Annotated in this window: 23 protein-coding genes and 1 riboswitch; of the genes, 5 read left to right on the top strand and 18 right to left on the bottom strand. The window is 43.7% G+C overall.

Annotated features, from left to right (window positions below):
• Positions 1 to 55 precede the first annotated feature (55 nt).
• From AAC978_RS05615 to AAC978_RS05600, 4 genes are all read right to left on the bottom strand, one after another.
• Positions 56 to 991 (bottom strand): DUF2935 domain-containing protein, encoded by a 936-nt coding sequence (locus tag AAC978_RS05615; protein ID WP_341547054.1) that lies wholly within the window; start codon positions 989 to 991, stop codon positions 56 to 58.
• Between the two features lie 124 nt (positions 992 to 1,115).
• Positions 1,116 to 2,960 (bottom strand): heavy metal translocating P-type ATPase, encoded by a 1,845-nt coding sequence (locus AAC978_RS05610; protein ID WP_341547053.1) that lies wholly within the window; start codon positions 2,958 to 2,960, stop codon positions 1,116 to 1,118.
• Positions 2,961 to 2,977: 17 nt separating this feature from the next.
• Positions 2,978 to 3,202, bottom strand: a complete 225-nt coding sequence (locus tag AAC978_RS05605; protein ID WP_445900284.1) for a cation transporter — start codon at positions 3,200 to 3,202, stop codon at positions 2,978 to 2,980.
• Positions 3,203 to 3,297: 95 nt separating this feature from the next.
• The gene (locus AAC978_RS05600; protein ID WP_341547052.1) at positions 3,298 to 3,657 is read right to left on the bottom strand and encodes an ArsR/SmtB family transcription factor; all 360 of its coding nucleotides are present in this window, start codon (positions 3,655 to 3,657) and stop codon (positions 3,298 to 3,300) included.
• Positions 3,658 to 3,908: 251 nt separating this feature from the next.
• On the opposite strand from AAC978_RS05600, the gene AAC978_RS05595 reads away from it, so the two are divergent.
• Entirely contained in the window at positions 3,909 to 4,511 is a 603-nt protein-coding gene (locus tag AAC978_RS05595; protein ID WP_341547051.1) for a nitroreductase family protein, read from the top strand.
• 72 nt (positions 4,512 to 4,583) lie between these two features.
• On the opposite strand, the gene AAC978_RS05590 is transcribed toward AAC978_RS05595, so the two are convergent.
• Positions 4,584 to 5,159: a DoxX family protein gene (locus AAC978_RS05590; RefSeq protein ID WP_341547050.1), complete on the bottom strand. Its 576-nt coding sequence runs from the start codon at positions 5,157 to 5,159 to the stop codon at positions 4,584 to 4,586.
• A 333-nt stretch (positions 5,160 to 5,492) separates the two neighbouring features.
• Between AAC978_RS05590 and AAC978_RS05585 the strand changes: the two genes are divergently transcribed.
• Entirely contained in the window at positions 5,493 to 7,721 is a 2,229-nt protein-coding gene (locus AAC978_RS05585; RefSeq protein ID WP_341547049.1) for a sigma-54-dependent Fis family transcriptional regulator, read from the top strand.
• A 158-nt stretch (positions 7,722 to 7,879) separates the two neighbouring features.
• Positions 7,880 to 8,077 (top strand): alpha/beta-type small acid-soluble spore protein, encoded by a 198-nt coding sequence (locus AAC978_RS05580; protein ID WP_341547048.1) that lies wholly within the window; start codon positions 7,880 to 7,882, stop codon positions 8,075 to 8,077.
• Positions 8,078 to 8,150: 73 nt separating this feature from the next.
• Here the strand turns inward: AAC978_RS05580 and AAC978_RS05575 are convergent, their stop codons facing one another.
• The 5 genes from AAC978_RS05575 to AAC978_RS05555 all read right to left on the bottom strand — a co-directional run bounded on the left by AAC978_RS05575 (position 8,151) and on the right by AAC978_RS05555 (position 12,107).
• The gene (locus AAC978_RS05575; protein ID WP_341547204.1) at positions 8,151 to 8,876 is read right to left on the bottom strand and encodes a gamma-glutamyl-gamma-aminobutyrate hydrolase family protein; all 726 of its coding nucleotides are present in this window, start codon (positions 8,874 to 8,876) and stop codon (positions 8,151 to 8,153) included.
• Positions 8,877 to 9,038: 162 nt separating this feature from the next.
• Entirely contained in the window at positions 9,039 to 9,389 is a 351-nt protein-coding gene (locus tag AAC978_RS05570; RefSeq protein WP_341547047.1) for a type II toxin-antitoxin system PemK/MazF family toxin, read from the bottom strand.
• The gene (locus tag AAC978_RS05565) at positions 9,386 to 9,664 is read right to left on the bottom strand and encodes a CopG family ribbon-helix-helix protein (RefSeq protein WP_341547046.1); all 279 of its coding nucleotides are present in this window, start codon (positions 9,662 to 9,664) and stop codon (positions 9,386 to 9,388) included. Before AAC978_RS05565 ends, AAC978_RS05570 begins: the two co-directional genes overlap by 4 nt.
• Before the next feature lie 278 nt (positions 9,665 to 9,942).
• Positions 9,943 to 10,701 (bottom strand): type 1 glutamine amidotransferase, encoded by a 759-nt coding sequence (locus AAC978_RS05560; protein ID WP_341547045.1) that lies wholly within the window; start codon positions 10,699 to 10,701, stop codon positions 9,943 to 9,945.
• Complete coding sequence (locus AAC978_RS05555; protein ID WP_341547044.1) at positions 10,698 to 12,107, bottom strand: MurT ligase domain-containing protein; 1,410 nt, start codon at positions 12,105 to 12,107, stop codon at positions 10,698 to 10,700. Before AAC978_RS05555 ends, AAC978_RS05560 begins: the two co-directional genes overlap by 4 nt.
• A gap of 183 nt (positions 12,108 to 12,290) precedes the next feature.
• On the opposite strand from AAC978_RS05555, the gene AAC978_RS05550 reads away from it, so the two are divergent.
• Positions 12,291 to 12,815, top strand: coding sequence for a gamma carbonic anhydrase family protein (locus AAC978_RS05550; RefSeq protein ID WP_341547043.1), 525 nt, complete (start codon positions 12,291 to 12,293; stop codon positions 12,813 to 12,815).
• Between the two features lie 115 nt (positions 12,816 to 12,930).
• Here the strand turns inward: AAC978_RS05550 and AAC978_RS05545 are convergent, their stop codons facing one another.
• The 6 genes from AAC978_RS05545 to AAC978_RS05520 form a co-directional block, all read right to left on the bottom strand.
• The gene (locus AAC978_RS05545; protein ID WP_341547042.1) at positions 12,931 to 13,947 is read right to left on the bottom strand and encodes a 2-hydroxyacid dehydrogenase family protein; all 1,017 of its coding nucleotides are present in this window, start codon (positions 13,945 to 13,947) and stop codon (positions 12,931 to 12,933) included.
• 221 nt (positions 13,948 to 14,168) lie between these two features.
• On the bottom strand, positions 14,169 to 15,281 hold the full coding sequence (alr, locus tag AAC978_RS05540; RefSeq protein WP_341547041.1) for an alanine racemase: 1,113 nt from the start codon (positions 15,279 to 15,281) through the stop codon (positions 14,169 to 14,171).
• A 12-nt stretch (positions 15,282 to 15,293) separates the two neighbouring features.
• A complete protein-coding gene (locus AAC978_RS05535; protein WP_341547203.1) occupies positions 15,294 to 16,859 on the bottom strand; it encodes an NAD(P)H-hydrate dehydratase in 1,566 nt (521 codons plus the stop codon).
• A 71-nt stretch (positions 16,860 to 16,930) separates the two neighbouring features.
• Positions 16,931 to 17,287, bottom strand: a complete 357-nt coding sequence (gene acpS, locus AAC978_RS05530) for a holo-ACP synthase (protein WP_341547040.1) — start codon at positions 17,285 to 17,287, stop codon at positions 16,931 to 16,933.
• A 22-nt stretch (positions 17,288 to 17,309) separates the two neighbouring features.
• Positions 17,310 to 18,605 (bottom strand): GAF domain-containing sensor histidine kinase, encoded by a 1,296-nt coding sequence (locus tag AAC978_RS05525; RefSeq protein WP_341547039.1) that lies wholly within the window; start codon positions 18,603 to 18,605, stop codon positions 17,310 to 17,312.
• Positions 18,606 to 18,639: 34 nt separating this feature from the next.
• Positions 18,640 to 19,278 (bottom strand): TrkA C-terminal domain-containing protein, encoded by a 639-nt coding sequence (locus AAC978_RS05520; protein WP_341547038.1) that lies wholly within the window; start codon positions 19,276 to 19,278, stop codon positions 18,640 to 18,642.
• Between the two features lie 223 nt (positions 19,279 to 19,501).
• Positions 19,502 to 19,629, top strand: a riboswitch (cyclic di-AMP (ydaO/yuaA leader).
• A gap of 117 nt (positions 19,630 to 19,746) precedes the next feature.
• On the opposite strand from AAC978_RS05520, the gene eam reads away from it, so the two are divergent.
• Positions 19,747 to 20,988 (top strand): glutamate 2,3-aminomutase, encoded by a 1,242-nt coding sequence (gene eam, locus AAC978_RS05515; protein ID WP_341547037.1) that lies wholly within the window; start codon positions 19,747 to 19,749, stop codon positions 20,986 to 20,988.
• 62 nt (positions 20,989 to 21,050) lie between these two features.
• On the opposite strand, the gene AAC978_RS05510 is transcribed toward eam, so the two are convergent.
• Both AAC978_RS05510 and AAC978_RS05505 read right to left on the bottom strand, forming a co-directional pair.
• Positions 21,051 to 22,040, bottom strand: coding sequence for a TIGR01212 family radical SAM protein (locus AAC978_RS05510; RefSeq protein WP_341547202.1), 990 nt, complete (start codon positions 22,038 to 22,040; stop codon positions 21,051 to 21,053).
• An 18-nt stretch (positions 22,041 to 22,058) separates the two neighbouring features.
• The gene (locus AAC978_RS05505; protein ID WP_341547036.1) at positions 22,059 to 22,439 is read right to left on the bottom strand and encodes a VOC family protein; all 381 of its coding nucleotides are present in this window, start codon (positions 22,437 to 22,439) and stop codon (positions 22,059 to 22,061) included.
• Positions 22,440 to 22,450 lie beyond the last annotated feature (11 nt).

Below are 22,450 nucleotides of genomic sequence, written 5' to 3'. Positions count from 1 at the left end.
AAGCCAGAAAAGACCTTGGGCAGGAATACGATTATCGGCCCAAGGTCTCTCTGATTTACTGTAAACTCTGTGGATTCTCAAGAATCCTAAGGAAATGGTTAGCCTCCCGAAGGACATGATCTCCTAACAACGGTATGATAATTGATCTGATCTGATTAGCCAAAATTCCTTCCGTAGCGGCTGCTTTAAAATCGCGAATTTCTCTAGTTGCTGTGGTCTCTTCTGTGATTAACCTACCCAGTGTTAACCTCGCTAAGATATTTTGTTCTACCCTCCGAATTCTTTCGAGAAGGGAAGCAAATAATTCTGCAAAGTCATCCGCTGTATCGATTAAGGCAACCTCTGTGGGATCTAGCAGTTGAGCTATAAATTCAGCATGCTCTTGCATAATTTGATCCCAGAAGGTTTTTTCTTCAATAATCGCTTGTCTTAAATTAATCGGCTCTCTTCTTTGCAAACGCTGCAGATGTTCCACAAAGAAGATCGCTTCACGTCTTATATGCTCTATTAGTAAGGGGAAGTTAAAGGTAAATAAATCACCACTTAGCATTTCATTGAGAACCAAGGTCTTGAATTGAATGAGTTGCTGGGTCAAATTGATAGCTCGTCGATTTAAATCGAATACTGCAGGCACTAGGAATGGGTCCGGGGCACCAGCTTGAAGAGCTAACTCCTGCACTGTTAACTGGGTATCGAAAGGTACACCTGAAAGTTCCATGGTCTTTTCTTCCGCTCTAAGAGTCTTGTCTGTGACCACTTCTCCGGAAGAAAGAACAACGTTACTTACATTCCGATTGGCTAACCGGACAGCCTCCTGTAAAAGAGCATTAAATTGTTCTCTAAACTGGCTTGCCTGGTTAGCTAAGTTGGTATCTTTAGACAAGAATCCAGCTTGTAGGAAAAAGGAGTGCTCTTTCATGATGCGTAGAAAAAACAAGTGTAATTCTAGTGATAATCGTACAAAATCTCTTGTAGATATTCTTTGACTCATTATCCAACCTCCTAATCCAAAGTTTTCCTCACTTTAGGTTATGCAAACTTTGGACAGTGGTGACAAGCAAAACGAGCTTCACACACGAAAAATCGTGATGTGAAGCTCTTCCCAGGGAGTTCTCTTATAGGCCTTTAACCTCGAGTGCTCGAAAAGAATTGAGCACGGCCAAAACTGTTACACCCACATCGGCAAAAACCGCTTCCCACATAGTTGCTAGTCCAAATGCACTTAGGATCAGGACTGCTACCTTGATACCGATGGCAAATACAGCGTTCTGTTGAGCAATTTTCAATGTATTTTTGGAAATTTTTATAGCCGTAACTATTTTGGAAGGCTCATCATTCATAATAACAATATCAGCCGCTTCGATGGCTGCATCAGAACCTAAGCCTCCCATAGCAATGCCTATATCGGCACGAGCCAGCACGGGGGCATCATTAATTCCATCACCCACATAAGCAAGTTTGCCTTTTGCGGACTTTAGGGTAAATATCTCTTCTAGCTTTTCAACTTTATCTCCAGGCAAGAGCTCAGTGTATACTTTGTCGAGGCCTAATTCTTTACCTACTTTCAATCCTACACTTTGGGTATCGCCTGTGAGCATTACTGTCTTGCGAATACGGGAATCCTTCAATTCACGAATGGCCTGTGCCGCATCCATCTTCACTTCATCGGCGATCAGGATATAGCCTGCATACCGGTTATCGATTGCCACATGGACAACAGTTCCTGCCACCTCTCCGTTAAAGTAAGGTATATTCAGCTTTTCCATGAGCCGAAAGTTACCCGCCTTTACTTCTTTACCATCTATAACAGCCGCGACCCCATGGCCCGCGAATTCTTGAACATCGGTGATACGGTCATTATCGATTTCCTGGCCATAGGCACGTTTGAGGGAAAGAGATATCGGGTGCGTAGAATAACTCTCCGCATAGGCTGTTAACTCGAGTAACGCTTCTTTGCTCATGTTCACGGGGTGAATCTCTTGAACATTAAAAACCCCTTTAGTTAAAGTTCCTGTTTTATCAAAGACAACAATTTCTGCCTTGGCTAGAGCCTCCAGATAGTTGCTTCCTTTCACTAAAATACCTCTTTTGGAGGCGCCGCCAATTCCTCCAAAGAAACTCAAAGGAATCGAAATAACAAGGGCACAGGGGCAGGATACCACGAGAAAAGTAAGGGCACGATAGACCCAATCACTAAAAGATGCTCCCTCAATTACGATGGGCGGTATGATTGCTAACAGAGCAGCGATGATTACCACTATCGGGGTGTAATAGCGAGCAAACTTCGTGATAAACTGTTCAGATTTGGACTTCTTACTGCTGGCATTTTCCACTAGGTCAAGAATTTTCGTGACCATAGATTCTCCATATTCTTTTGTGACCTCTACTGTGAGGACTCCGTTCAGATTGATGCAACCGCTTAGAATGCCTTCTCCAATGCTTACTTCGCGAGGGACTGACTCTCCAGTTAAGGCCGTGGTGTCTAGCATTGAATTACCCTCGAGCACCTTGCCATCAAGAGGAACTCTTTCTCCGGCTTTGATAACGATAATCTCACCGACGTTGACCTCATCAGGGTCCATTTGCAGGAGTTGATCTCCGCGCTTTACGTTAGCATAATCCGGTCGAATATCCATCAAGCTGGCAATGGATTTTCTTGACTTATCGACAGCGTAGCTTTGGAACAATTCCCCAACTTGATAAAACAGCATCACTGCTACCCCTTCGGGATATTCGCCAATAGCAAAGGCTCCGATCGTGGCTATACTCATCAGGAAGTTCTCGTCAAAAACATTCCCGTGAAGGATATTTCTGCCCGCCCTTAAAACCACATCCCCACCTACGAGTATATAGCTAGCAATAAATAGGACTAGGGATAGCCCAAACGAATAAGGATTAATAATCAAGGCAGCAATAAAAATCACAACAGCAATGATGATCCGCATAAGTTGTTTCTTCATATTAACGTCCTTTGCGCCTATGCCTTTTTTACGATAACTTGGGGCTCAATTTTTTTAATAATTTTCTCCGCTGCTTCTATAATGGAAGACATCTTTTCTTCTTCAGCTTCAATAACCATTTTCGTGGTCATAAAATTTACGGTAGCATTATTAACTCCATCCAGCTCATTAATAGCACTTTCCATTCTTGCAGCGCAATTAGCGCATCCTAATCCTTCAAGTCTAAAGGTCTTTTTCTTCAAGTTAAACGCCTCCCCTATTCCACTATTAATCCTCATATTAATTTACTTTTATCCGTAGCTTCAATTAATCTATTTTCCCCAAGTATTTCATGATGTTAGACTTCCCGAATATGTTCTAATCCCTTTTCAAATATCTCCTTCACATGATCATCGGACAGTGAGTAAAAGACTATTTTTCCCTCTCTTCTGAACTTCACCAAATTGGCTTGCTTCAAAAAACGAAGCTGATGAGATATAGCGGATTTAGTCATATTTAAGAGCACAGCTAAGTCGCACACGCACATTTCTCTCTCGTCCAGCGCCCACATAATTTTCACTCGGGTGCTATCTCCTAAAACCTTGAAAAAGTCAGCTAAATCATAAAGGATATATTCATCAGGCATCTTCTGTTTGACTTCCTCAACTACATCGGCGTGGATTACGTCGCAATCACAATACACCTCATTCTTATTCATTATTGCGTCACCCCCCTTTCACAGATGGTCCAGACTCTCATCAATCTTTTCACGATGCTTTTGTAGATAGCACCTTTCAATTGAGCAACCGCTCAACTATTAATCATAATTATAGTTGAGCAGTTGCTCAATTGTCAATAGACTGTGTAATTCTATTGATATATTCTGTTTGGGTAAAGTGGTAATAGATGATATAATTTTTTAGCAAAGTATATATCTTTTACGATATCGACTTAAGGCAACTCACCTAAATGATTATTCGATTATCAACTTGCGAACGAGGCAAAAGTCGGGAGGGGCACATCACGGATACTTTAATGGCCATTGATTTAAGAAAAAGCGTACGTAATTTTCTACCCAAATCGGTAGAAGCCGAAATTATCACACAGCTTGTGCGAGCAGGAAATAGTGCACCCAAAGTGGGCTTTTTTCATATCACTGTCATCGAAAACTCCGAAGTTCTTAAGGAAATTAACGAACAAGCCTTGGTTCAATTTAAAAACTCTGGCGACAAGCTTCTGATGGGGCCAGCAGCAGTTGAGGGATACCGACCCCTATACGGTGCCCCTGTGTTTTTTCTCCTTTCCGCTCCATTAGCAAGCCCTTCAAAAGAGGCAACCACTTCCTGTGCAGTAACGTGCATTACCATCGCTGCAACAGCTCTTGGCCTAGGATCTTGTTATATTCAATCAGCTCTGTTGGGCATCAAGGGGAATCCAAAGCTCATTGAAAAAGTAGGCATCCCTTTTGGACTTACACCTATTTGTGGAGTTGTTGTTGGTTATTCCGCCGAGGAATCCTTAACCTCTCCCCGATACCGATCCACTGAAGATAATGTTAATTATTGCAGGTAAAAAAAGAGCGTCTGTCCCTGGAGCTATCTCTCATGGACAGGCGCTTATAATTTTAGCAAGAAATCCTTCTTCTTATGCAGCCTGATTCGCTGACTTTGTATGGCTAGTGACATTCCCTGCTTCAACCGGGAACAAGTGTTTTAAAAATCCTTTGCTCAAAAAGGGGAACTTGGTCACAAGTTTGTTCATAAAGAAACGGTCTACACCAATTGCCCCCGATGCAGCTGCAAAGTATAAAACGAGCAAGAAGCCAATAACCATTTGGGGGTTGGAAGATACTGTTCCTGAAAGCAAGAACGAAAAATTCATGGTTAGAGCAAAGAAAGCCGCTAAGGTTGTAAAGCATCCTAGAATAAGTCCTAAACCAATGAGTACTTCACCTGTTTTAACCATGAGAGCCATGATGTCCGCATTCGGTAAAAATACATGATTGATGAGCCAAGCCCAAGTATCCGTGACATTTGGTTTACCAGTTTTCCCCGCAGCGGCTAAAGCATCGGCTGTTTGTGCTAGACCTCCTTTTAAGAATCCACTAACTTGTTGCCCGCCAAATCCACTTTGAAACTTGCCAATTCCGGCATGAAGGAAATAGTATCCGAAGTAGAAACGAATAAGTAGGGCAATGACTGATTTGATTGGATTTTTCATAAACTAAACTCCTCCTGTAAATATGATTGTTATTACCATATTTTTAATTACAATAAAGTATTATGCAAATATTATGCCAACGATAAATCACTTTAAAATAGCCACTTCTGAAATAAGTAATGGTTAACTACTTAACACAAAAGAGTTAACAGCGTTAACTCTTTTGTGTGCTTCCAGAATACGCCCTATTGTTTTGATGCCATTATAAGTAGCTAGTTAACATCTGTGCCTAGAACAGGTATAATCAAATAATAAAGGTGATCTGCTTCAAGGGGAGTATAAAGTTAAATAACACCGTGAAAACCTATTATTTTACGATATTGGAGAACGATAATGAGAGATGAGCTTTTTGAAGCCTTTCCCTTTGGGATAATTCGAATAGACGAAAATGATACTATTCAAAGGATCAATTATTTTGCCAAGCAATTGATCCATACATTGGACCCTGAGTCCCTCGAAATGCTCCTGACTCTAAAACCGAAGAATGATATTACAACTTGGTCAGTAGCTAATCACCAAGTTGCGCTGAATGTTGAAGTATTTGAGGTGAGTGGAGATTCTCACCGTCTTCTACTTCTCGGTATGGAATCTAATTGCACCTCAATTCTTCCTTCGCATTTTGAAAGAAGTCTCGAAGATTTAACTACTGATCCTGAGGAAATTATTTCTCGAATTGTGAATCTGATCAGTGATGTAACCCCTTTCGAGCGTTTTGATCTAATGCGGGTAGATCCCCAACTCCGAAAATATAGCTATGCCTATTCCATCGGCTTTGGTATTGAAGGAAGCTTATACGCTCCCTACTCTATGATTCGCAAAACAGGCTTAGGATGGGTACTGGAAACCGAAGCACCTCAGCTGACTTCCTCACTACATACCGAAAGCTTCTCTTTCAGCGAAGACCCCTTATTGTACCAGACCGGATTTCGTTCTGCCTTGAGAGTTCCTATTCTCTTTGATTATGAAGTCATCGGCGCTATCCTACTTGGCAGCATGGAACCATTACAATTTGAAATTGAAGATGCATATTTAATCAACCAGCTTGCCAAGCACTTCAGTCAGGCCTTTTTTCATTCGGGAATTATTCAGGAGCGCACCTATCAGACCATGGCCACGTCCACCTATATACACAGCGTTACTAACAACCTTCAAGTTGAACATATTCCCAATTTCCTTACGGATTATTGTGCACAATTACAGCGAACAACTGAGCTTGAAAACATAAGTCTCTATATCCTCGATAAGCAACTTCAGAATTGCCAATGCCTGGTGAGTGTTGGAGAGGGCCTTTCTTTTAAAAAAGAGTGGATGCCTCTCAATAAAGGTATGACTGAAGTTCTCCGTGCTAAAAGCATTGTTTACTACACAATTGCTGATACTCAATCACTGGGCATCGACCCTTTCTTTAGCAAAAAATTTACCTCTATACTTTACTCTCCTATTGAACAAAACGAGCGTATTATCGCTGTACTTGCTGCCGCGGCCATGGACGAAAAAGCATATTCTCCTGTTCTTGCCGGGTTATTCAAGGTTGCTTCTGAGCACCTTAGCTCCATTATCGCCCGACTCCAACCCTACTATTCCGCTGAATCCATCACTAAATCCCATCCACCTAAGAAATCTCCCCATCAGTCTCCTAAAAGAGCAGTTCCTCCAGGATTTTCACGTATTATTGGAAGTTCTGATGTCATTCAGGATACGATTCAAAAAGCTGCCCGGGCCGCTCAATATGACTTTCCGATTCTAATTACGGGGGAAACGGGAACCGGTAAAGAATTATTCGCTAAGGCCATCCATCAAGCAAGTCAGGTTGCCCAGGGGCCTTTCATTGTGGTGAATTCTGCTGCTATACCTGCTAACCTCTTAGAGTCTGAACTTTTTGGCTACCATGAAGGAGCTTTTAGCGGTGGACTAAAGGGTGGAAAGCGAGGAAAGATTCTATTAGCTGACGGTGGAACCCTGTTACTCGATGAAATTGGAGAACTCTCTTCTGAGCTTCAAGCTAAACTCTTACGGGTTATCCAGGAACAAGAGGTCGAACCGTTAGGGGCGATAAAGCCTATACCAGTTAAGGTACGCATTCTCTCAGCAACTCATAAGAATCTCAATCAAATGGTTGAGCAAGAAGAATTCCGAGAAGATTTGCTTTATCGACTTAACTCTATAGAATTAAAAATCCCTCCCCTGCGCGAACGCGGGAAGGATATTATAGAACTAGCCGAGCATATGCTCCGATACATTGCACAGACTCATGGAACCCCTGAAAAAAAACTTTCTCCCGGTGCCCAAGATATTCTCCTTAGATACACTTGGCCGGGAAACATTCGTCAACTCCAAAATATAATGAACCGACTCTACGTTTTTGTAGAAGATTCCATCATTCAGTCACACGATCTCCCTCCCGATCTTCGAGTTTCAGGACCAAATAGAGGAAATTCCGAGAAGGAAGAGATTGAACACTTACTTGGTGAATTCGGAGGAAATAAAACGGCCCTTGCTCATTATCTTGGGATTACCCGTACTGGTCTTTGGAAAAAGCTTAAGCGCTTAGGCCTTCAGTGATCCCTCTTTAACTTGCTTCTGCACTGCAATCCATAACTTTCCTGTTTATTTTGTTTTGATCAGGTCATACTAGAATCAGTCACAGAAAACATAAATGAGCCTCACAGAATTCAGTGCTTCGAACTTGAAGATTATAATTCTAAAGGAGGTTACTTATCATGGCTAACAACAATCAACCTGCTACCCAAGGTGCTAATCAATCTCTCGACCAATTCAAATATGAAATCGCAAACGAATTAGGAGTTCAACTTGGTGGAGACCGCACAAGCCGTGAAAACGGTTCCGTCGGTGGAATGATGACTAAGCGGATGATTCAATTCGCTGAGCAAAACTTAAAGGGCGGTACAAAAATCTAACCCTCTTCCTCTGAACCAAATGGTAAAGCGCTGGCCTTAGCTGCCAGTGCTTAATTTTTTCCTGTGTGGACTATTACTTTAGTTTCATCATGCTATAATCTCGCCCTGCCATAATAAATTGTTGAAATATTCTCTGACTGTTCTTATCCTTAGCCATCACTTCAGGATGCCACTGCACTCCCACACAAAAAGAGGCTCCCCTCTTTTCAATAGCTTCGATGATTCCATCTGGAGCAACTGCACTGACAGTAAATCCTTTGGGTACCTCAGCAACCGCTTGATGGTGAACACTGTTGACACTGATGCGTTCTTCACCTAGGAACTCTTTTAAATATGATTCCATGAGAAGAATTTCATGCCAAGGAAAATCACGAGGTGCTTTCATTTTATGTTCCATCGACTTCGGACATTCGCTGACGATATCTTGATAAATCGCACCCCCTGCAGCAACCGCCAAAATCTGAATTCCTTTGCATATGCCCAAAAGAGGTAGGCACTTATCTATAGCCTTCCGGGTCATGAGAATTTCACTAAAATCTCGCTCAGGAAGACATTCTCCTATTCCCCTTAAAGGCTCTTCTCCCAATAAAATTGGTGATATGTCTCCACCACCTGTAAGGATAAGCCCATCGATTAATGCAACGACTTCATCTGCGTCTTCGACGCTAGCAATGGGTGGTAGTAATACGGGCTGCCCACCAGCCTGCTTCACAGCCTCTACATAAAGTGCCCGCGGATAAGATTTCAACTCTTCATTGCAATGAGCAATAGTTATCCCAATGATGGGCTTTCGCTCCATCTCAACACTTGACATGTTATCCATTATGTATTCACCCTCCTAGAATAGCATTGCTTCTCCACTAAGCATTCTATTCAAGAATCCTCTATTACGTGCGATTGGAAAGTAAAGCTTGTCAAACAAAAACAGCATTAGTTGTTCCCAACCAACGCTGTCCACTACTTAAATATCTGTTAGTCCCAAGCTGATTTCGATAGCTTGGTCTACTCTCAGCATCACTTCTTCATCGAGCACGGCCACTTTTTCTTTCAAACGACTTTTATCGATAGTGCGGATTTGCTCCGTCAGAATCACAGAATCTCTTTCCAATCCGCTACGTCTCGCCCGCACTTCTACATGAGTCGGCAATTTGGCTTTAGCGATCTGAGATGTAATCGCGGCAATAATAGTCGTCGGACTAAATTGATTTCCGATATCATTTTGGACCACTAAAACAGGACGCGTTCCGCCTTGCTCGGATCCGACGACGGGGTTTAGTTCAGCATAATAAATTTCCCCGCGTTTTATAATCATCTTTGACACTCCACATTAGTATCTTCAAATGCCGGTTGAACTTCATCTTCTGCAAGAAACAATTCTCTGGCAATGGCTAAATTCAACTGAGCCATTTCCTGATATCCTTTACGCATTTGCTCGCGGATTCCCCGTTTCCGGCGTTCGTGGAGAACACTATTTATTGCTTCGCGTATAAATTCGCTACGATTTCTATTCTCTAATGTAACGACATCATCCACTTCCGCAAGCAAATTTTCCGGTAAACTGATCATTATCCGCTTACTTTCAGCCACGTTAGCACCCCCAAGTCATTTAGCCATAGCTATACTCCATTATAGACAATAAACCTAAAAAGTGTCAACGAAGTAGGACCTTAGGAAGGCAAAAAAACCGATATATCAGGCCTTTTAAGGCATGTAAATTTTGGCATCTCATAAGTCTCCTTATCTTTTGAGCCTTTTTAAAGCTATATCTATTATATGAGTATAGCAAGAATGATATACTAAGAATCTGCCTAATTAAGAATTTACGCTTGATTTTACTGCAATACCTTATTAAACTGTTCAAACAATCACATCTTACCAATGATCCTCTGTAGCACTGTCTGATGGGCAAGCTCTTCCAATTCATCATCAAGCAAGGACAACGGTTCGGTCTGCCCTCTTCTTTCCATAGCCAATCTCAGTAGCAAATCCGCAAAGTGCGGGTTTTTGGGTAAAAGCGGTCCATGCAGATAAGTTCCAAAGACATTCTTATAGCGCATACCCTCACCATAATCTTCTCCATTATTCCCGTGACCATGGATGACCTTGCCTAACGGTTTGAGGTTATTCCCCAGATAGGTACGGCCCGAGTGGTTTTCAAATCCTACCAAAGTGGAAAGCCTTACACAATCACTCCCAGTGGATAAATCTTCAATGTCTAAATCGATCACGACATTACCGATGAGGCGGTTGGTTCCGGCAACGGTCCAAAGGTCCAATATCCCTAAACCTGGAATATTCCTCCCCTCAGCAGTCTGATAATATTTCCCTAAGAGTTGGTATCCACCACAGATGGTTAGAACCACAAGACCATCCTCAATGGCTGCCTTGAAATCATCCACACGATCCATGAGATCTTGGACGAGAATGTTCTGCTCGCGATCAGAGCCTCCCCCTATAAATAGGATGTCTAAGGATTGAAAATCGATTTTTTCCCCCAGAGATACTCTTTGGACTTCTAAATCTAGCCCCCGCCAGTGCGCACGTGCGGATAAAGCCATAATATTACCACGATCTCCATAGAGATCCAACAAATCCGGATAAAGATGGCAGAGTTTAATTTTCAAGTTGAACCCTCCCCTCTTTGACTTTGATACTGGGAGTTATCTCCGTTATCTTTTTTAATCTGCCTATTCTCCAGAATCCCTCGCATAGGGAAAAGTAAAGTATAAGTAGGTAGGATAAAAGTTGTTTCCCTTCCCTCCGAGTCAGCCTGCACTTTATCCAGAGCTTTACTCATTTCATGCTCAATGTGTAGCTTGTTCACCGGCACTCCTGCATATTTAAGCCGAACTGCCATATCTTCAGCCCGAAGACCGAAGCAAATTATTTTTTGAATTCGCTCCTCTTCTTGGCCTAAAAGTTCAAAATCCACATCCCACAACCAGGAGATGTCCCGCCCATCTGCAGCTAGATCATTAATGCCGATCAGCAGACGAATCGGTTGCTCCTTACGACTTAAGACAGTTTGAATAACTTGATTGAATCCCGTCGGATTTTTAACTAAGGTCAAAGTGATCGGGCCATTTGCTAAAATAAATTGCTCCATACGACCGGCTTGGGGGACAAATTCCCTCAAGCCCCGTTGTATTTCCCGATCTTTTATGCCTAAACGCTTCGCCGCGGTCAAAGCGGCTAAAGCATTATAGAGATTATAATAGCCCTGAAGAGCCATAGAATATGAGGTTGGTTCAACTTTAAACTGGATTCCCCCCTCACCGGCAATAATATCTTCAGCCAAAATAGACGGTTCTGGCCGCTTATAACCACAAGAACAGGCATACTTCCCCAATTGTCCATAGTGATAAAGAGTATACTTCAACTCTTCTCCACAACGGGGACAAAACCTCGCCTCCCTAGTCTCTGTACTCACTGATTTACTATCCGCTGTCCGCTCCACTCCATAATACAGAGTATGTAGACTCCCCAGTCCAAACTGTGCCACCAGCGGATCATCAGCATTGAGAATGAGGTGTGTCTCTTTGGGAAGTGCGTCTTGGACTAGCTTGATGGTGGTATCTAATTCCCCATAGCGATCGAGCTGATCCCTAAAAAAGTTAGTGATGATCGCAACCTGTGGGACAACCTGTTGACAGAATTTCGGCACGGTAGCTTCATCGACCTCTAAGAGAGCCATCTTGACCTGAGCTTGTCCTCCCCAACCTGTGTTTGCTAGCATGGCTCCAGTAATTCCTGTGACTAAATTGGCACCAGCCTGATTAAAGGCAAATGTCTTTCCAGCCGCTTTTAAAATCTGGGCGAGGAGATTGGTGGTAGTGGTCTTCCCGTTAGTTCCCGTCACCATAATGATCCCATCGTTAAAACCCACGCTTAATACGCCTATAAGTTGAGGTTCAATGCTTAAAGCGATTTTTCCAGGTAGGGTTGTTCCTTTTTTGCCCAGAAGCTGCAATATGCCACTAATTCCTTTACCTGCCCAAAGGGCAAGCCAAAAGCGCCACGTTCGTTTCACAACTGTGTCTCCTCGTATAATAAGATTTATTATTTTGTATTCGCTGTCCCAATTTTAGCACTCTTTAAGGAAGCATATCAAGAAGTATGCAAAGCGACTGAAAATAATTTACCAAGATATTTGGCTTTATAGCTATCTCTAGTATAAAATAAACTTAGCAACCAAAAACGGAGGGGAAAATCCATGTTATATTCTTTTAAAGATAAAAAGCCACAACTTGGTAAGAACTCTTTCATCGCTGATGGAGCTAAAGTTATCGGGGATGTGCAAATTGGTGACGAATCCAGCATCTGGTATAATTCCGTGCTTAGAGCTGATTTGGCCTCGATTGCAATTGGTAACCGCACCAATATTCAGGATTTATCAGTGATTCATGTCGATAGCGGTCATCCCGTTGTTATTGAGGATGATGTCACCGTGGGCCATTCTGTAACACTCCATGGCTGTACTATCAAAAAAGGTTCTATGATCGGTATGAGTTCGATCATTCTTAATGGTGCAGTCATCGCCGAATCCTCACTTGTGGGGGCAGGATCCTTGATAACTGAAAACAAACATTTTCCACCCTGTGTTTTGATTATGGGGTCTCCAGCTAAAGTGGTGCGCGAACTCACCAAAGAAGAGATCCAATCGCTCCAGGGCGCCGCCAATCGATATGTCGAAAAGTCCTATGAGCACAGGGAGAATTTCATTCTGCCGATTTCTTGAGTTTATATATCAATGACAAATTGAGTATCATCTTGGAAGAAAAAGAAAATCACTAAAACTTCAGTTTGAAGATTTAGTGATTTTTGCATTAGGATGGCTGATATTTAATGGTGCCTTACTTAGCAGCCATATTTACTCCACGCTCGAGATACTTTTCATTGATGCAGGTTAGAGGCTTTTCCCCATTAAGAACAGCTATGATGTTGCGAGCAGCTATTTCGGCCATTGCCTCACGAGTCTCAATTGTTGCATTACCTATATGGGGTGTAAGAATAACTTGATCCAGTTCATCCAAACCCGCAGTGATTTGAGGTTCATGCTCATACACATCTAAAGCTGCACCAGCAATTCTTCCTTGCTGTAAGGCTTCAAGAAGGGCTTGCTCATCCACTAAGGGGCCCCGAGCTGCATTGATGAGGTATGCGTTTTCTTTCATCATCGCCAAGGCCTGGGCATCAATCAGATGGTGAGTTGAAGGGCCATAGCTTAGGTTCAAGCTGATAAAATCAGCTTGCTGCATGACTTCGGCAAAGGATCCATAGCTAATCCCCAGCTCTTTTTCTTGTTGCTCTGTGAGTCGGGTACGACTATTGTAAATAATCTTCATATCGAACCCCTGAGCACGTTTTACGACCGCTTGACCGATACTCCCCATGCCAATAATCCCAAGTGTTTTTCCTGTCACGTCGACTCCAAGATGGTAAAGGGGTGCCCAGCCTTGAAAACGTCCAACTCTGGTCTCTTTATCCCCTTCGACAATTCTACGGGCGAGGGCTAAGATTAGACCTATCGTCAAGTCAGCTGTTGCCGCAGTAGACACATCCGGAGTATTCGTGACCGGGATGCCCTGTTTGCCCGCAGCCTCAATATCGATATTATTGAAGCCCGCACCATAGTTGGCGATTACTTTTAACTTAGGATTTGCTGCGATAATTTCACGATCAATGGGATCCGATAACAGGCAAAGTAACGCGTCCTTGCCTTCTAGTCCTTTTAAAATTTCTTCTTTACTTAAAAGGCGAAGATCATCATGCATCGTCACATCAAATTCTTGGGAAAGGATTTGATATGCTACCTTGGGCACTTTTCCTGAGATAAAAACTCTCTTTTTTATATTTCTGTCTTGTTTCATTGTACAAAACCTCCATTCACTATGTGAAACATCCTTGTGCAATAAAGATAGCATAGAAGCTTGAGCTTAGCAATGGATTTTCCAGAAGTTTCTATTTTGCAAATTCCGTTAAGCTTATAACGATTCTAAATAAAATATGATTTCAGATAATTTATCTTTATCTCCGTATAATAAAGGCCTCTCATCGCTACGTCACCGTAGGATGCGAGGCCATTATCATCTTATTTTCGATAGACCCTGGGTACCCGCTTTGCTATTCCACAAACGATTTCATAATTGATCGTATTAAGCCAACTCGCCATTTCGTCAGCATCAATCCGATCATAGCCATCAGTGCCTATTAGAGTGACCTCTTCTTCCACTTGAACATTGGGAATTTTCGAGACATCCAACAAGGTCTGGTCCATGCATACTCTCCCAATTATTGTGGCCCGTCTTCCCTTGACGAGAACTTCACCTCGATTAGAAAGGCTTCTGCGCAATCCATCGGCATAGCCTAACGGGATGGTTGCCACTTGAGTAGGATAAGCAGTTCGGAAGGTCCTACCATAACTTATGGTTTCTCCTTGAGGAACTGTCTTGATATGACTGATTCTAGCCTTCCAAGAAAGTACAGGTTCAAGTCCGATATCATTACCTACATATTGAGAGGGTGCAAGTCCATAGAGGATAATCCCTGGCCGTACTAAATCTAAATGAGCATCCGGCAATTGCAATAATGCTCCGCTATTTGCTGCATGGCGAATCGGTATATGAGCTCCTTTGGCCTTAATTTTATCGGTTAGCTCCAAAAACATCTTTAATTGTTCCTGTGCAAACCCCAAATCAGTATGATCAGCTGTAGCAAAATGAGTAAAGATTCCTTCAATAAAAAGATTTGGTAGCTTTAAACAGTCGAAAAGCTCTTCCCAGTCCTCTTCTCGAAAGCCTATACGTCCCATTCCAGTATCTACCTTTAGATGAATAACGGCCTGCTTCCCTTGTTTCTTGGCTTCCTTCGATATGAGCACTGCTTGCTCCAAACGATAAACGCCACAAATGATCTCTTCTTTGACAATCGTCTCTATGGAATCCATAGGCAATGTTCCAATCAACATAGGCTTTATATCCGGAAAAGCCTTTTTCAGCTCGATCGCTTCCTCCAACAGGGCAACTCCAAAACGCCGGGCGCCTTTTTCATGTAGCGCCTGCACCACTTGTACGGCCCCATGTCCATAGGCATCAGCCTTGACAATGGGCATTATTTCACTGTTAGTGAACGCCTTAATCCGGTCATAATTCCTTTGGAGTGCCGATAAATCAATCTCGGCCCAAACCGGTCGTCTAATATCCATGATGTCTCATCCTTATTGATTATTTTCTAAGCGTCTCCGTGCCTTAGGCAGTTGGTCCGCTACCTCACTCGCCGTAAAACCACTCCAGCCAAACTCTCCAGCCAGTAGGTCAGCGGCCATCCCATGAAGATATACTCCCAAGCAGGCTGCAGCAAGGGGCTCCACCCCTTGAGCTAACCAGGCTAGGATGCTTCCGGTGAGTACATCTCCCGTACCTCCCGTTCCTAGTCCAGGATTACCTGTAGGATTAAGAAAAGCCCGTCCATCGGGGGCGGCAATAATTGTCACAGCGCCTTTTAGGACTATGATACTCTCCCATTCGACAGCCTTGGTGAGGGATAATTCAAGTCGATTCGCCTGAACTTCTTCTGTAGAGCAACCGCAGAGGCGGGCCATCTCTCCTGGATGCGGAGTCAGTATTAAGGGCCCCCTTCCCTGCCGCCAGCCCAGAATTCCCGGTTCCTTCGCCACGATATTCAGGGCATCCGCATCAAGAATTACCGGAAGAGTCAGATTGAGTAAAACCTCCTCCAGGACCGGAAGGAATTCAGAATTTTGACCTAACCCAGGGCCTATTGCTAAGGCTTGGGCTTTCTCTGCCCGCTCACAAATCACTGACCAGGCATGTTCATTGAGGGATTTTTCTCCTTCTGCCCCCCAAACGGTGGCTTCCTTTAAGGCCAGATCGATCCCGTTCGCAAGTCCTTGGGGAACAATCATTTGTAAGAGCCCTATCCCTGAGCGCAGTGCCGCCTTACCGGCCAATAAAGCCGCTCCGGTCATGCCCTCCGAACCAGCCACTAAAACTCCTCGACCATGGGTTCCCTTATGCCCTTGGAGTCGTCGGAAGGGTAAAAGCTGGCGGATATCCTCTGTTAAAACAGATGTGGTTAGGGTCTCATGATCTAAAAACCTCTCCGGAATGGAGATAGGGTCCACAATCACTCGTCCAGCATACTCAGGACCGGCTCCTAAAAAATGCCCAAGCTTCGGCAACCCAAAGCTCACAGTTCCTTGGGCTATGATTGCTTGGCGATAAACCTTCCCTGTATCTGCTTCGACACCACTGGGAATATCTACAGCGATAATCGGAGCCTGAGCCCGATTAATTTCTTCAACGTAACCTTCTATTAAACTGGGCAAGGCCCCCCGAAAACCCGTGCCATAAATGGCATCAATAATCACATCCGCTTGAACAAGGGAGATTCTTACCAGCCTGAGTTGTTTTTCTCCATCAATAGTAAATAGCTTACCTCCCGTGTTCTGGTAAAGACGGTAATTGAGTGCCGCGTCACCTTGGAACTCCTCCGCCCCAGCAAAGGAATACACTATGACATCTATCCCTAAGATACTGAGATGGCGAGCAACGGCTAACCCATCTCCTCCATTATTGCCTTTACCCACAAAAACAGTAACCTTACTTCCCGTCAATCCCTTTTGACGAAGGCTAAGAAGCTGGCGAACCTCTTGCACCACAGCCAAAGCTGCGTTTTCCATGAGCAATAGGCTCGGCATACCAAATTCTCGGATAGCACGATCTTCGATTTCTCGCATTTGTTTGGCACTGACCACCCTCATAATCTCCACCCCCGCATCCTCATTCAAGATTCGTGGTTCCCCTTCTGCCTCTTTATGACTTAACTCCCCATTTAATAGAGTATGGCCATTCCTATAGCATACTCTTTTTCATGTGAGAGACTGAGCCGAATTTGAGTCCCACCCCGTGCGCGAACCAATTGCTCCGCCCTCTCCGTCATCGAGACCACAGGTTCTCCCAAATCGTTGCTGAGGATTTCTATGTCGTGCCAAGACAAACCTCTTAATCCCGTCCCTAAGGTTTTTAAAACTGCCTCTTTACCAGCAAAATGAGCCGCCCAGCTTGCCATAGGTTTAGCTTGCAACTCCATAATTTCACGATGTGTAAACAACCGCTCTTGCAGTTTAGGCGTCCGCTTAGATGCTGAGGTAAAACGTTGAATTTCCACAATATCTACCCCTGGAAACATATTGAACCCCCTAAATTATGCACTATATCCCTATGTGCTTGACTATTCCAGTTTCATCTTCATCATCTAAAAAAGAGAGTGGTAAATGCATAGTCACCGTTGTTCCCTCATGAGGCTGGCTCTGAATATTCAATCCATACTCTTCACCATAATAACCAAGTAAACGTTCATGGACGTTGGCCATACCGACCCCATTACCCGATCCCACTCCGGGTTTCAAAACATCTTGTAAGCGGTCCGGTTGAATCCCCACCCCATCATCAGCTATGTCAATATAGAGTTCCTGCCCCCTGCGTTCAACCTTTACTGAGACAATACCATTGCCGATCTTCTCACCAATTCCGTGTTTGACCGCATTTTCCACGAGTGGTTGAATACTTAAACGAGGAACCATCGCATCCATCAGTTCCTCAGGAATCTCGCCCTTGAAATATAGCTTGCGTCCAAAGCGTGCCTTTTCTAAGATCAAATAGGTCTTAACAAAACTCATCTCTTCCCGTAAGGTGATCAAGGTTCCATGAGATTTGAGGGCCTTGCGAAAAAACTCCGCTAGATGAATTAACAACCGCCGTGACCGATTGGGACTAGTGCGACTGGTAGCGATTATGGTATTCAGTACATTAAAAAAGAAATGGGGATTGATCTGGGCTTGCAAGGCATTCAACTGGGCCTCAGCAGCTAACTTGGCCTGATGGTCCAACTCTGCCAATTCGATTTGAATCCCTAACAACTGTGCCATACCTATGGCTAAGCGAATTAGGTCCGGTGAAATATGACCATCCTTCGTTTCATACAGCTTCATGGTCCCCACAACTTTACCTTGGCAATGCAGTGGAACAATAACAGCTGCCGCCAAAGGACAGTCACAGATGTTTTGTCGAGGGCAATTTAATTCTTTCTGGGTTCGAACAATTTTATAGGATCCAGTTCTGATCACATCAAGGGTCGCCCGAGTAAGTATACGATCTCCCGGATGATGTTGATCACAACCAGCGCCTAAATATGCCAGCTGTTTTTCACAATCTGTGATGGAAACAGCAGCAACCTGACCAATCTCCTGAATAATCTTGGCAATCGATTCGGCATTTTGGACATTTAATCCTCTGCGCAAATAAGGCAGGGTCTCATTGGCAATCTTGAAACTCAGCTCCGCATTGCGTTCCGTAGCTTTGCTAGCCGTCATCTTATATTGGACATTTAGGTGGTAGAGAAGAAAAAAAGTATTACCTATTAAGAAAGGAATAAGGAGTTTCATCTCACCCGTCACTAGGACAAGTGTCAATTCAGCACCTAAAACAACACAGGTTTGAAAGACCATCCATCATCCCTCATCTTCATCTCGAATTATTAGACTATTCGACAGATGCCAATCCACTTCCTGTATCTTCACCGAGGATTTCCTGGAGTTTTTCCTTACCTTGTTCAGAGCCTACGACAAGGAGTATATCTCCCTCAGCTAGGACAAACTCTGCACCCGGTGAGAACTGTTCGATGCCACTTCTCACTACGGCAACCACAGTCAGTCCGGTTCTCTCGCGCAACTTCAACTCGCTGAGGGTTTTCCCTTTAGCACTTGATCTTTGGACGATTTCAATTTCGGCCACATCCATCCAACGGCTAGCCAGGCGATCCGTGTAATTGATGATTTTCGTTAGGTTCGCATCGATTTTTGCATCGATCTCCCGTCTCTGCTCCATCAATTTCTTCATCTCATCAAAGTAAACTTGTACTTCTGCCTTTTGGTCAAAACCACGCATGAATTTCTCCGCCATACTTTTAGAGACCACTGTAATCCCCACTCCTTGACTCACCATCACGACTCCCATAGTTTGAAGTATGGCGATGGATCGCCGAATCGTCTCCGGAGACACATTATAACGTCCGGCTAAGGTTGAGCGTCCATGAATCTTTTCACCTTCCCGATATTCTCCCAAAACGATGGAGTGAGCAATATCTATTGCGATTTCTTGATAACGTGCTTGATGATCCATATGATTCCTCTCCTTGATTTCATATCTTAGCAACAATGATTACTATACTAAACTTGGATTTTTTAATACATAATAGCTTATTTGCATATCAACCATCTCTTTGAGACCTTTCTAAGCAGATAAATCACAATTCCAGTCGTGAGCAATGTAAAAAAATCAGATGTAATAAATCGGTAATTGACTGCAACCAACCTATATGTTACTATTAAGTTGTTAGTTAAGCAACTTCATAAGGCTTAATTTCCCAAAGGGAAAACGGGGGAACCAATAGTGGGGTGAATCGCTTCATAGCGTAGAGCATGTTTCAGCTCGAATCCGTCAGCTAACCTCGTCAGCACTGAGACACATGAAAGGGTGAAAGCACCTGCTTATGTATAAACACTTTGCTTTGGGAACCGTATCGGTTCTTTTTTATTTGTCTCAAAGAAACTCGGTGGCTCTCAAGTACGAATAGAGGAGGTAAACGTTATGGCAGTGGAATTCTTACCCCCTAACCCTAAAGAGGCTTCACTGGCTAGGGCCTTGGAATTAAAGCAAAAGGCTCAGCCTTACTTTAAATGCAAAGAAACAATTCCCAGCGGTCTTGTTTTAAGTGAGGAGTACAATAAGAATCGGGATTTTATTCTAGAGCAGTTCGATGCCAACCTTGATCATTGGCAGGATTGGCGTTGGCAGCTCAAGAACCGTATTCAAAGTCCAGAAACTCTAAGTACTTTGTTGCCACAGACGATAAAACACATTCATGAGATTAGTGAAGTCGGCAAAGCCTATCGATGGGCAGTTTCTCCCTACTATTTGAGTCTAATCGATAAGGATGATCCCCTTGATCCTATCCGAATGCAGAGTCTCCCTTCTATCCAAGAAATACGTGATCTTTCTGGGGAAGAAGATCCCATGGGTGAAGAATTCACTTCGCCGGCACCCTGTATCACCCGACGTTATCCTGATCGATTAATTATCAATGTTACTAATCTTTGCGCCATGTACTGCCGGCACTGCCAACGCCGCCGGAATATCGGGGAAACAGATCTCCACGAAACACGCGCTAATCTTGAGGCGGCCTTAGACTATGTACGCTCCAATCCGGAAATTCGCGATGTTTTGATAACAGGGGGTGACGCTCTCCTCCTTAGCGACCAAATGTTGGATTGGCTTCTAAGAGAATTGCATGGGATTCCCCATGTAGAAATAAAACGTATTGGCACTCGGGTCCCCGTAACTCTTCCCATGCGAATTACCGAAGACCTATGCAAGATTCTTGAAAAATATCCACCCCTTTATATCAATACTCAGTTCAATCATCCCAAAGAAGTGACCGAAGAAACTAAAAAGGCTGTTGACCGATTAATTAAGGCTGGTGTCGTCTTAGGTAATCAAGCTGTTCTCCTCAAAGGGATTAATGACCATCCAGATACTATGAAACGCCTCAATCAAGAACTTCTTAAAATACGGATACGGCCCTATTATATTTTCCATGCCAAAAATGTCAAAGGGACGAGTCATTTTATTCCCCGTATTCAAGACGGTTTAGAGATTATGGATCACTTGCGAGGCTATACCTCAGGTATGGCGATTCCGACTTATATCATTAACGCCCCGGGTGGGGGCGGGAAAACCCCGATTCTACCTCAATACCTTGTTTCCCTTAATGAGCATGAAGCTATTCTGAGAACCTGGGAAGGAAAAATTGTTCATTACCCTAATCATTAGTATACCTTAAAGAAGGAATGTATTGAACGACTAAACTGCGCTCCTATAAGGAGATCATCAGGTTAGTCGTTTTGTTTCGCTATAGCCTTCTTCCCTTGCCAAGTTTCCCGTTTTTCTAACTCCTGATCAATACCATTAAGAATCTCCCACTTCTTGAGACTCCAAAGAGGGGCGATAAGATCCTGCCGCGGAGCGTCTCCTGTTAAACGATGTATAACCATCTGGGCGGGAAGAATTTCTAGGGTGTTACAAATCAGCTTAATATATTCTTCCTGAGTGAGTAGAGGAAACGGACTGTCTTCATATATTTTAGCCAGTGGTGTTCCTCGCAGAACATGGAGGAGGTGTAGCTTGATTCCTTGCAGATCAAGCTTGGCGATGGCTTGGGCAGAATCAATCATATCCTCTAGAGTTTCTCCCGGTAGCCCGTAAATCAAATGAGCACAAACTCGAATATTTCTTTGGCGCAATTTTTCTAGCCCCCGCAGAAAATCCTCATAGGTGTGCCCCCGGCCAACCCATGCCATGGTGCGGTCATGAATGCTCTGTAGTCCTAACTCCACCCATAGATAGGTCCTATCGTTCAACTCTGCTAAATAATCCAAAACCTCTTCCGGCAAGCAATCCGGGCGGGTAGCAATGGACAGTCCCACTACCCCCTCTTCCTGCAAAGCTTGCTCATAGACTGCTCGCAGGCGTTCAATAGGGGCATAGGTATTTGTATATGCTTGAAAATAAGCCAGATATTTGGCTTGAGACCATTTTCGACTCATAACTTCTTTGACCGCACGGAACTGATCATGGATAGACAGCTCCACTTGCCCGGCAAAATCCCCAGATCCCCGCGCACTGCAGTAAATGCAGCCTCCTTGCCCTACTCGACCATCACGGTTTGGGCAGGTGAATCCCGCATCCAGAGATACCTTAAAGACCTTATCTCCAAAATGATCTCGCAAATGCTGATTTAATGTGTAATAACGTTTAACTCCATTTTGCCAATTAAAGCTCGTTTTTCCCTCACTTCGGTAACTCAACTTATATTGCCTCCACATTCCTTGATCCACTACCAGTTAACCTTGATATAGTTCGAGTTTTTCTCCGGAGGGGCCTCGAAAGAAAAAGTTAAAGCGTCCTTCCCCCATTTCCCGAGGTTCTTCGTTGATACACTCCACATGGTGATCCTTCAACCAAGTCACTGCCTGGAAGATATCCTCGACCCTTAGGGCAAGGTGATTGACCGCACCATCTTCGAATTTGCGTTGATCATCAATTTCAATAAGCTCAATAACATTCTCCCCAAATTTCATGAAAATAAGCTCAACGTTCCCCGGTTTAATCCTCTCGATCAGATCAAATCCTAAGACATCTTTGTAGAAGGCCACAGCCCGGTTCAAATCCACAGTCTTAATGCCAATATGGGCTAAGCCTTGAAACATTTCCTTCCCATTCAAAGTTGCACCCT

Source organism: Desulfitobacterium sp. THU1 (assembly GCF_038181555.1).
Taxonomy (GTDB): domain Bacteria; phylum Bacillota; class Desulfitobacteriia; order Desulfitobacteriales; family Desulfitobacteriaceae; genus Desulfitobacterium.
The sequence above is the reverse complement of the archived record's forward strand: the minus strand, read 5'-3'. Positions and strand labels throughout refer to the sequence as shown.